The sequence below is a fragment of the Mycobacterium sp. genome (genome assembly GCF_019243155.1).
Lineage (GTDB): Bacteria > Actinomycetota > Actinomycetes > Mycobacteriales > Mycobacteriaceae > Mycobacterium.
The window spans coordinates 1-10,285 of record NZ_JAFAUS010000133.1 but is presented as its reverse complement, the minus strand read 5'-3'; the positions used below and the strand labels follow the sequence as shown (position 1 = coordinate 10,285).

The following is a 10,285-nucleotide window of genomic DNA, read 5'->3' as shown; positions in this document are numbered from 1 at the left end:
CCGCGTCGGGGTTGGTGCGGCCCATCACGATCAGGATCTTGCAGCGCGGGTCGGCCGCGCCTGAGGTCCACCACTTGCGGCCGTTGATCACGTAGTCGCCGCCGTCGCGAACGATGGACGTCTGGATGTTGCGGGCGTCGCTGCTGGCGACAGCAGGCTCGGTCATGGAGAAGCCGCTGCGGATCTCGCCGGCCAGCAATGGCTCCAGCCACTGCTTGCGTTGCTCCTCGGTGGCGAACAGGTGCAGCGTCTCCATGTTGCCGGTGTCGGGAGCCGCGCAGTTGAGCGCCTCCGGCGCGATTTCCAGGCTCCAGCCGGTGATCTCGGCAAGCGGCGCGTATTCCAGGTTCGTCAGCCCCGACTCCGCCGGCAGGAACAGGTTCCACAGGCCTTGGGCTCGGGCCTTGATTTTCAGCTCCTCGATGATGGGCGGAACCGTGTGGTCGAGGGGGCCGGCTTCGTCGCGGTATTTGTCGTATTCGGCCTCGGCCGGAAAGACGTATTCCGTCATGAAGTCGGACAGTCGCTTGTGGTAGTCGTTGGCTTTGGCCGACATCGCGAAGTCCATGTCCGCCACGATAGGACACGTGCGATGACGCGTCCTAACAGGTCACCGGCGCAATGCTTACGCCGGAGTGAAAACGGGCTGCCGCGGTCCGGTCGTCGGCGCACGATAGACGCATGAGTGAATCCCGGCCCCCGTTTCCTCCGTTCACCCACGAGACCGCGATGCAGAAAGTCCAAGGCGCCGAGGACGCCTGGAACACCTGCGACCCCGTCAAAGTCAGCCTCGCCTATACCCCCGACTCGCACTGGCGAAACCGCGACGAGCACATAGTCGGCAGGGACGAGATCGTCGCCTTCCTGACGCGCAAGTGGGAACGCGAGCTCGAGTACTCACTGCGCAAGGGCCTGTGGAGTTTTCACGGCAACCGCATCGCGGTGCGGTTCCAATACGAGTGCCGCGACCGCAGCGGCCAGTGGCACCGCAGCTACGGCAACGAGTTGTGGGAATTCAGCGAGTCGGGGTTGATGGCGCGCCGCGAGGCCAGCATCAACGACGTGCCGATCGACGTAACCGAGCGGCGCTACTTCGGGCCCCGACCGGAGTCCGAACACGGTCAAGACTTCCCGCTCTGGTAGCCGCGGGCGCCACAACGAAGGCGTGTGGCGCCACAACCGCACCGCCGCTAGCGCGCTCGCTCCGGTCGGCGGAACCATCGGCGCCGGAGGGTCGATCAACCGGCGGGCGGGTATCCCGTCCTGGCTGATCGCACGTCCGTGGTCAAATCCGGCAGGCGTTAAGGTAGCGAGGCGTGCGGCCGGGCACCGGCACATGCAGGGACATTCGATAGCGGGAAAGTTCGGGAAAGTAGATGTACGCGCCATGACAGATGCGCAGACGAGGGTAGGAGTGGTCGCCGAGTCGGGGACCGACGAGCGGCGGGTCGCGCTGGTGCCCAAGGCGGTGGCGTCACTGGTCAACAGCGGCGTGGCGGTCGTGGTCGAGTCTGGGGCGGGCGAAAAGGCTCTGCTTCCCGACCAGCTGTACACCGACGCCGGGGCCGAGATCGGGGACGCCTGGGCCGCCGACATCGTGGTGAAGGTGGCGCCGCCGACCCAGGACGAGGTCGCGAAGCTGCGCAGCGGGCAGACGCTGATCGGCTTCCTCGCGCCCCGCAACGCGGACAACTCGATCGGTGCGCTGAAGCAAGCGGGCGTTCAGGCGTTCGCACTTGAGGCCATCCCGCGAATCTCGCGAGCCCAGGCCATGGACGCGTTGTCGTCACAGGGCAACGTCTCCGGCTACAAGGCGGTACTGCTGGCGGCGTCCGAGTCGACTCGCTTCTTCCCGATGCTGACGACGGCCGCGGGCACCGTTAAGCCGGCCACCGTGCTGGTGCTCGGTGTCGGCGTCGCCGGGCTGCAGGCGCTGGCGACGGCCAAGCGCCTGGGTGGGCGCACCACGGGCTACGACGTACGTCCCGAGGTGGCCGACCAGGTGCGCTCGGTGGGAGCGCAGTGGCTGGATCTCGGCATCGACGCGGCCGGCGAGGGCGGCTACGCCCGAGAGCTCACCGAAGACGAGCGGGCCCAGCAGCAGAAGGCGCTCGAGGACGCGATCGCCGGTTTCGACGTGGTCATCACGACCGCCCTGGTGCCGGGACGGCCCGCGCCTCGGCTGGTGACCGCCGCCGCCGTGGAGTCGATGAAGCCGGGCAGCGTGGTGGTGGACCTGGCCGGCGAGACCGGCGGCAACTGCGAGCTCACCGAGCCCGGGAAGATCGTCGTCAAGCACGACGTCACGATCGCCTCGCCGCTGAACCTGCCGGCCACCATGCCCGAGCACGCCAGCGAGCTCTACAGCAAAAACATCACTGCACTGCTCGACCTGCTGATCTCCGACGGCAAGCTGGCTCCCGACTTCGACGACGAAGTCATCGCCGATTCGTGCGTGACGCGCGGCAGCGACGATGCAGAGCGCAGCGATGAGGAGAAGCGGCGCCAGTGATCCCTCGAGAGGACTCCTAGATGTACGACGAACTACTGGCCAATCTCGCGATCCTGGTGCTGTCCGGGTTCGTCGGATTCGCGGTCATTTCCAAGGTGCCCAATACCTTGCACACTCCGCTGATGTCGGGGACCAACGCCATCCACGGCATTGTGGTCCTGGGTGCGCTGGTGGTGTTCGGGCAGGTCGAGCACCCGTCGCTGGCGGTGCAGATCATCCTGTTCGTCGCGGTGGTGTTCGGAACGCTGAACGTCATCGGCGGCTTCATCGTCACCGACCGGATGCTGGGCATGTTCAAGGGCAAGAAGAAGGCCCCGGCCGCCAAAGCCGAAAAAGAGGAAGCGCCGGTCGCCAAATGAACTACTTGGTCACGGTTCTCTACATCATCTCGTTCGCGCTTTTCATTTATGGCTTGATGGGGCTGACCGGGCCCAAGACCGCGGTGCGGGGCAACCTGATCGCCGCGGTGGGCATGGTCATCGCGGTGGGCGCGACGCTGGTCAAGATCCGCCACACCGAATCCTGGGTGCTGATCATCGCCGGCCTGGTCGTCGGTGTGGCGCTCGGTGTGCCCCCCGCGCGCCTGACCAAGATGACGGCGATGCCGCAGCTGGTGGCGTTCTTCAACGGCGTCGGTGGTGGCACGGTCGCGCTGATCGCGCTGTCGGAATTCATTGAAACCAGCGGCTTTTCGGCGTTCCAGCACGGCGAATCGCCGACCGTGCACATCGTGGTGGCGTCGTTGTTCGCCGCGATCATCGGCTCGATCTCGTTCTGGGGCTCGATCATCGCGTTCGGCAAGCTGCAGGAGATCATCTCCGGCTCACCGATCGGCTTCGGCAAGGCCCAACAGCCGGTCAACCTGCTGCTGTTGGTGGCGGCCGTGGCGGCCGCGGTGGTCATCGGTCTGCACGCTCATCCCGGAACCGGCGGCGCGCCGCTCTGGTGGATGATCGGACTCCTCGTCGCCGCGGGTGTGCTCGGGTTGATGGTGGTGCTGCCCATCGGTGGGGCCGACATGCCGGTGGTCATTTCGCTGCTCAACGCGATGACCGGGTTGTCGGCCGCGGCGGCGGGTCTGGCGCTGAACAACACCGCGATGATCGTCGCGGGCATGATCGTCGGCGCGTCCGGTTCGATCCTGACCAACTTGATGGCCAAGGCGATGAACCGCTCCATTCCCGCGATCGTCGCCGGCGGATTCGGTGGCGGTGGCGTGGCGGTCGGCGGCGGCGACGGCGGCGACAAGACGGTCAAGTCGACGTCGGCAGCCGATGCCGCCATTCAGATGGCCTACGCCAACCAGGTGATCGTCGTGCCGGGGTACGGGCTGGCCGTCGCGCAGGCCCAGCACGCCGTCAAGGACATGGCGGCGCTGCTGGAGGACAAGGGCGTGGAAGTGAAGTACGCGATCCACCCGGTGGCCGGCCGGATGCCCGGGCACATGAACGTGTTGCTGGCCGAGGCCGAGGTCGACTACGACGCGATGAAGGACATGGACGACATCAACGACGAGTTCGGTCGCACCGACGTCGCGATCGTCATCGGCGCCAACGACGTCACGAATCCGGCTGCGCGAAACGACGCGTCCAGCCCCATCTACGGCATGCCGATCCTCAACGTGGACAAGGCCAAGTCGGTGATTGTGCTCAAGCGTTCGATGAACTCCGGATTCGCGGGCATCGACAACCCGCTGTTCTACGGCGAAGGCACGACGATGTTGTTCGGGGATGCGAAAAAGTCGGTGACCGAGGTCGCCGAGGAGTTGAAGGCGCTGTAAGGGCCTAAACGGGCGGATATGCCTGCGGCGGGTATCCGTTGCCGTCGGTCACACCGCGCAGGCCCCAGGGGACATACCTGAAGAAGAACTCGATCTCGTCGCTAGCGTCGTAGTCCGGGCTCGGATCCATGGGCCACCCCTCCAGTCGCGACTTGAACGTTCGTAGGCGAGTTTAGTCCCATCGCTGTTGGGACGACACCCGGCGTTCGTCTCACAGTCGCAGAAGCCGGCCGATACCCGTGATCTGGTCCTCGGGCCTGATGCGCGCCCACACCGTCTTGCCGGTCGGGGTTTGCGCGCTTCCCCAATGGCGGCAGACCGCGTCGACGATGTCCAGTCCCGTGGGCAGGGCCCCCTCGCCCGGCGCGCGCCGGGCCGCCGGAACCGTGCTGGTATCCGATACCGCGATCACGACGTCGTCGGCGATGCTCTCCAGCCGCACGTCACAGCCGTCACCGGTGTGACGCAGTGCGTTCTCGACGAAGACGGTGGCCACCGTGAGGGCCACGGGTGTGTGGCTCTCCAACGACCACTGCGTCAGGTAATGGCGGACGAAGGACTCCGCGACCCGGACACCGAATTCGTTGTGGGATATGTATGTGCGGGCGTGCCGACGATAGCGGCACAGACCGTCGCGGATGGCCCGTGTCGCCGCGGCCACGCCCGTGAACACCGGCACGTAGTGCGCGATCGACATCCGGTCCAGGCGTTGGTGGACGGCGGGATCGCCGCAGGCCAGTGCGATGACGATGTGCGGCCACTGCTGCACGTGCCACCGCGCACTGGTGAAAACCGTCCAGCCGGAGTCATCGGAAACCTCGAGCTCATTGACGTCGACGATCACTGCGGTGGGCTGGTCGAGCGCTGCCTTGATCACGGAATCCCGGATCGGCACATAGGTGCGGCCAGTCAGTTTGCCGCGCAGCCGCAGCACCGTGTACCCGTGGTCGGTTTGAGCCAGCGTCATCAACATCTTGCGCCCCCTCGCACAACGACGTTGCCCTGGTCGGGGAGTGTACTGCGCCGCGATTGGCAATATAAGACTTTTGGGTCGAGAACTCGTTCGACGCAGGACATCCGGTCTTAATTCGGCGATAACCGGTCGTGGCTCTCACACCCGGTGACACGCGTGTATCTAGACTGTCCAACCAGTTGATTGATGACCGGTCGGGCGCAGATTCCGCGACCCTGCCGGCAGGACGATAGCGAGTACAGATGCCCCCCGAGAACGGGCTCACGCGCCGCGAGGAGTTGCTGGCAGTCGCCACCAAGCTGTTCGCCGCCCGCGGCTACCACGGCACCCGGATGGACGATGTCGCCGATGTGATCGGCCTGAATAAGGCGACGGTCTACCACTACTACGCCAGCAAGTCGCTGATCCTCTACGACATCTATCAGCAGGCGGCCGAGCGTACACTGGCCGCCGTCCACGACGATCCGTCGATGACCGCCCGCGAGGCGCTGTACCAATACACCGTGCGGCTGCTCAACCAGATCGCCGCCAACCCCGAGGGTGCGGCGGTGTATTTCCAGGAGCAGCCCTACATCACCGAGTGGTTCAGCGAAGAGCAGGTCGCCGCGGTCCGGGAGAAGGAAACCCAGGTCTACGAGCATGTGCACGGCCTGATCGACCGGGGGATCGCCAGCGGCGAGTTCTACCAATGCGATTCCCACGTCCTGGCGCTGGGGTACATCGGCATGACGCTCGGCGCGTACCGGTGGCTGCGTCCGAGTGGACGCCGCAGCGCCAAGGAGATTGCCGCCGAATTCAGCACCGCGCTGCTGCGCGGCCTGATCCGCGACGAGTCGATTCGCGCGAGTTCTCCGCTCGGGCCGTAGCGCTCGGCGCTTGACCGCAAAAGCGGCCCGGCCCACTCTGTTCAAGGTGAAGGCAAAGTTGCCTAGTGCGCGGACCGTCGCCAGCATCGCGGCCGTCGTCGCGATTGTGCGGCTCGCGGCGCGATACGTGAAGACCCTTGACGCGATGGCGGCCATTCCGCCCGAACTGCGAAGTCCGATCCTGCCGTTGACGGCGGGCAGGCTCAGTGAGCGATCGTTGCGCCAGGCGCGGATGGCCATGCGGCTGGGCACGAAACCGGGCCACGGCGTGACGATGACCGAACGGCACACCGACGGCACGCAGCCGGTGCGGGTGCTCGTCATCAAACCAGCGGGGTCGGGGCGCTTCGGCCAGCAGTCCTGTTGATCCACGGCGGCGGAATGGTGGTTGGCTCACCGCAATTCGAAGCCCTCGAGGGGGGCCGCTTCGCGCGCGAGCTCGACGCCGTCGTCGTGTCGCCCGACTACCGGCTGGCGCCCGAGCACCCGTTCCCGGCGGCGCTGGACGACTGCATGGCGACGTTGCGGTGGATGCGGGCGCACGCCGACGAACTGGGACTCGATCCTGACCGCATCGCGGTGGCGGGATCCAGTGCGGGAGGCGGACTTTCGGCCGCGGTCGCCCAACGCGCGACCGACGAAGGGATCGCGCTGCGCGCGCAGGTGTTGGTGTACCCGATGCTCGACGACCGGTCGACGCTGATCGACCATGGCGGCCGCGGCCGGTTCATGTGGACGCCCGAATCGAGCCGATGGGCGTGGACCGCATACCTCGGCCGGGAACCGCGGCTCGACTTCGCGCCGGAATACGCGGCTCCCGCCCGGCGCACGAATTTAGCGGATCTGCCTCCCGCGTGGGTGGGGGTGGGCGACCTCGACATCCTTTGCGACGAAGGCGTCGCCTACGCCGAACAATTGAAGTCGTGCGGGGTGCCGACCGAACTCGTCACCGTCACCGGCATGTACCACGGCGCGGACGGCATCAAGCCGAAAGTGCCGACAATGCAGGCGTTTCGCCGGGGCATGGCCGATTACCTGCGGGCGCACCTGTGAGGTACCGGCTGCCACCCGTATCCGCTGCCAAATTTATGGACTAGTGTCTAGAAAAGTTTTTCAGCGCTGAAGGGACGGAGACTGAAGATGGTGATCCGCGTCGCGCACGTCGGTACCGGAAATGTCGGAGGTCTGGCCTTGGCCGGACTCATCACCAACCCACAGTTCGAGCTGACGGGGGTGTGCGTCTCCACTCCCGAAAAGGCGGGCAAGGACGCCGGCGAGCTGTGCGGCGTGGGCCTAGAAGGCTTGGACAACCCGATCGTGACGGGGATAGCGGCCGTCAACGACCTCGACGCCCTGGTCGCCGCGCGGCCCGACTGCATCGTCTACTGCGCCATGGGCGACACCCGGCTGCCGGACGCGATGGCCGACATCATGCGCATCCTGGCCGCCGGCATCAACGTCGTCGGCTCTTCGCCCGGGCTGCTGCAGTACCCGTGGGGCGTGATGCCCGAGAAGTACATCAACAGGGTGGAAGATGCTGCCCGGCAAGGCAATTCGAGCATCTTCATCACGGGCGTCGACCCGGGGTTCGCCAACGACCTGATCCCGTTCGCGCTTGCCGGAACGTGTCAGCGCGTCGAGCAGGTGCGCTGCATGGAGATTCACGACTACGCGTCCTACAACGGCACCGAGGTCATGGACTACATGGGCTTCGCCAAACCCCTCGACGACGTGCCGATGCTGCTGCAGCCGGGCGTGCTCGGCATCGCCTGGGGGACGGCGATCCGACAGTTGGCGGCGGGTCTGGGCATCGAGGTCGACGAGATCACCGAGTCCTATCAACGCGAGCCGGCCCCGGAGGACTTCGACATCGCGATCGGTCGCGTGGCCAAGGGCACGCTGGCGGTGTTGCAGTTCGAGATTCGCGGCATGGTCAAGGGGCACCCGGCGATCGTCATCGAGCACGTCACCCGGTTGCGGCCGGACCTGCGGCCCGACCTGCCGCAGCCCGCGGCCGGCGGCGGCTCCTATCGCGTCGAGATCACCGGCGAGCCGTCCTACGCCGTGGACATCGTGCCGACCAGCCGCAAGGGCGACCACAACCACGCCGCGATCGCGGGGGCCGCCGGGCGCATCGTCAACTCCATTCCGGATGTGATCGCGGCACCGCCCGGCATCCGGACCACTCTGAACATGCCGCTCGTCACGGGCAAAGGGCTTTACGCACCAAACACTTTGGTGACCACCTAAACGAAAGGAGTCCCGCGTGGGACGGGTAGACGGCAAGGTAGCGCTCATCAGTGGCGGCGCCGGCGGCATGGGCGCCGAAGATGCGCGGCTGCTGGTCGAGGAAGGCGCCAAGGTGGTGATCGGCGACATCCTGGACGAGCAGGGCAAGGCGCTGGCCGACGAGATCGGCGACTCCGCGCGCTACGTGCACCTCGACGTCACACAGCCCGACCAGTGGGAGGCCGCGGTCGCGACCGCCGTCGGCGAATTCGGCAAGCTCAACGTGCTGGTCAACAACGCGGGCACCGTCGCGCTCGGGCAACTGAAGAATTTCGATCTGGCCAAGTGGCAGAAGGTGATTGACGTCAACCTCACCGGCACGTTCCTGGGCATGCGGGTCGCCGTCGAGCCGATGACGGCCGCCGGGGGCGGCTCGATCATCAACGTGTCGTCCATCGAGGGGCTGCGCGGCGCCCCGGCCGTCCACCCCTACGTCGCGTCCAAATGGGGCGTGCGCGGCCTCGCCAAATCGGCGGCGCTGGAGCTGGCCCCGCTGAACATCCGGGTGAATTCGATCCATCCCGGCTTCATCCGCACCCCGATGACCGCACACCTGCCGGAAGACCTGGTCACCATCCCGATGGGCCGTCCCGGCGAAGCGCGCGAGGTCGCGACGTTCGTGGTGTTCCTCGCCAGTGACGAGTCCTCCTACTCCACCGGCAGCGAGTTCGTGATGGACGGCGGCCTGGTGACCGACGTCAACCACAAGGAGTTTTAAGGCGTGCTATAACCGCGAGCATGCCAGGCAGCCTCGACGAACTGAAAAGGATTGTCGGACCGAATCACTTCGTCACCGATCCCGACGTCCTGGCCGCGCGCAGCGTCGACCACACCGGCCGCTACCGGGGTCGGGCGAGCGCGCTGGTGCGACCCGGTTCGGCCGAAGAACTCGCCGAGGTGTTGCGCGTGTGCCGTGACGCCGGCGCACATGTCACGGTGCAGGGCGGTCGGACCTCGCTGGTGGCGGGCACCGTGCCCGAGCATGACGACGTGCTGTTGTCCACCGAGCGGCTGCACACCATCGGCGACGTCGACACGGTTGAGCGCCGCGTTGAGGTCGGCGCCGGAGCCACGCTGGCCGCGGTGCAGCGGGCGGCGTCGGAGGCCGGGCTGGTGTTCGGCGTGGACCTCGCCGCTCGTGACACGGCGACCGTCGGCGGCATGGCGTCGACGAACGCCGGCGGCCTGCGCACGGTCCGGTACGGCAACATGGGCGAACAAGTCGTCGGCTTGCAGGTCGCGCTGCCCGACGGTTCGCTGCTGCGCCGGCACAGCCAGGTGCGCAGCGACAACACCGGCTACGACTTGCCGGCGTTGTTCGTCGGCGCCGAAGGCACACTGGGCGTCATCACTGCCCTGGAGCTGCGGCTGCACCCATCGCCATCGCATCGGGTGACGGCGATCTGCGGCTTCGCCGACCTCGATGCGCTCGTGGACGCCGGCCGGATGTTTCGCGACGTGGACGGCATCGCGGCCTTGGAACTGATCGATGGCCGGGCGGCCGCACTGACGGGCGAGCATCGTGGCGTGGGATCCCCGGTCGAAGGTGACTGGCTGTTGTTGGTGGAGCTGGCCGCCGACCACGACCAGACCGATCGACTGGCCGGCCTGCTCGACGACGTGCAGATGTGCGGCGAGCCCGCCGTCGGCATCGATGTTGCTGCGCAGCAACGGTTGTGGCAGGTTCGCGAGGCGCTTGCGGAGGTGCTCGGCGTGTACGGCCCGCCGCTGAAGTTCGACGTCTCGCTGCCGCTGTCGTCCATCGACAGATTCGCAAGGGAGGCAGTCGATTTGGTCGGCAAGCACGCTCCCGACGCGCTGCCGGTGCTGTTCGGTCACATCGGTGAGGGCAACCTGCACCTCAA

At 66.7% G+C, this 10,285-nt stretch carries 13 protein-coding genes; 10 read left to right on the top strand and 3 right to left on the bottom strand.

The genetic code is table 11. The features are described 5' to 3' along the window. Positions 1-556: acyl-CoA dehydrogenase family protein (locus JOZ00_RS06615; RefSeq protein WP_293341431.1), on the bottom strand; the 556-nt coding region annotated here is incomplete at its 3' end. 125 nt (positions 557-681) lie between these two features. On the opposite strand from JOZ00_RS06615, the gene JOZ00_RS06610 reads away from it, so the two are divergent. The 4 genes from JOZ00_RS06610 (at position 682) to JOZ00_RS06595 (ending at position 4,292) form a co-directional block, all read left to right on the top strand. Further along, positions 682-1,143: a nuclear transport factor 2 family protein gene (locus JOZ00_RS06610; RefSeq protein ID WP_293341428.1), complete on the top strand. Its 462-nt coding sequence runs from the start codon at positions 682-684 to the stop codon at positions 1,141-1,143. Positions 1,144-1,387: 244 nt separating this feature from the next. Continuing rightward, entirely contained in the window at positions 1,388-2,512 is a 1,125-nt protein-coding gene (locus tag JOZ00_RS06605) for a Re/Si-specific NAD(P)(+) transhydrogenase subunit alpha (RefSeq protein ID WP_293341425.1), read from the top strand. 20 nt (positions 2,513-2,532) lie between these two features. Then, on the top strand, positions 2,533-2,871 hold the full coding sequence (locus tag JOZ00_RS06600) for an NAD(P) transhydrogenase subunit alpha (RefSeq protein ID WP_293341423.1): 339 nt from the start codon (positions 2,533-2,535) through the stop codon (positions 2,869-2,871). After that, a complete protein-coding gene (locus tag JOZ00_RS06595) occupies positions 2,868-4,292 on the top strand; it encodes an NAD(P)(+) transhydrogenase (Re/Si-specific) subunit beta (protein ID WP_293341420.1) in 1,425 nt (474 codons plus the stop codon). The genes JOZ00_RS06600 and JOZ00_RS06595 overlap by 4 nt, the downstream gene beginning before the upstream one ends. A gap of 4 nt (positions 4,293-4,296) precedes the next feature. On the opposite strand, the gene JOZ00_RS06590 is transcribed toward JOZ00_RS06595, so the two are convergent. Next, entirely contained in the window at positions 4,297-4,422 is a 126-nt protein-coding gene (locus JOZ00_RS06590; RefSeq protein ID WP_293341417.1) for a hypothetical protein, read from the bottom strand. A gap of 81 nt (positions 4,423-4,503) precedes the next feature. Continuing rightward, a complete protein-coding gene (locus tag JOZ00_RS06585; RefSeq protein ID WP_293341414.1) occupies positions 4,504-5,259 on the bottom strand; it encodes an STAS domain-containing protein in 756 nt (251 codons plus the stop codon). Between the two features lie 248 nt (positions 5,260-5,507). On the opposite strand from JOZ00_RS06585, the gene JOZ00_RS06580 reads away from it, so the two are divergent. The 6 genes from JOZ00_RS06580 to JOZ00_RS06555 all read left to right on the top strand — a co-directional run. Then, the gene (locus JOZ00_RS06580) at positions 5,508-6,131 is read left to right on the top strand and encodes a TetR/AcrR family transcriptional regulator (protein WP_293341411.1); all 624 of its coding nucleotides are present in this window, start codon (positions 5,508-5,510) and stop codon (positions 6,129-6,131) included. 46 nt (positions 6,132-6,177) lie between these two features. After that, positions 6,178-6,498, top strand: coding sequence for a hypothetical protein (locus JOZ00_RS06575; protein ID WP_293341408.1), 321 nt, complete (start codon positions 6,178-6,180; stop codon positions 6,496-6,498). 14 nt (positions 6,499-6,512) lie between these two features. Then, positions 6,513-7,184, top strand: coding sequence for an alpha/beta hydrolase (locus JOZ00_RS06570; RefSeq protein ID WP_293341405.1), 672 nt, complete (start codon positions 6,513-6,515; stop codon positions 7,182-7,184). 87 nt (positions 7,185-7,271) lie between these two features. Continuing rightward, a complete protein-coding gene (locus JOZ00_RS06565; RefSeq protein WP_293341402.1) occupies positions 7,272-8,381 on the top strand; it encodes a diacylglycerol kinase in 1,110 nt (369 codons plus the stop codon). A gap of 16 nt (positions 8,382-8,397) precedes the next feature. Further along, entirely contained in the window at positions 8,398-9,138 is a 741-nt protein-coding gene (locus JOZ00_RS06560) for a glucose 1-dehydrogenase (RefSeq protein ID WP_293341399.1), read from the top strand. 20 nt (positions 9,139-9,158) lie between these two features. Further along, a partial coding sequence (locus JOZ00_RS06555; RefSeq protein WP_293341397.1) for an FAD-binding oxidoreductase occupies positions 9,159-10,285 on the top strand: 1,127 nt, incomplete at its 3' end.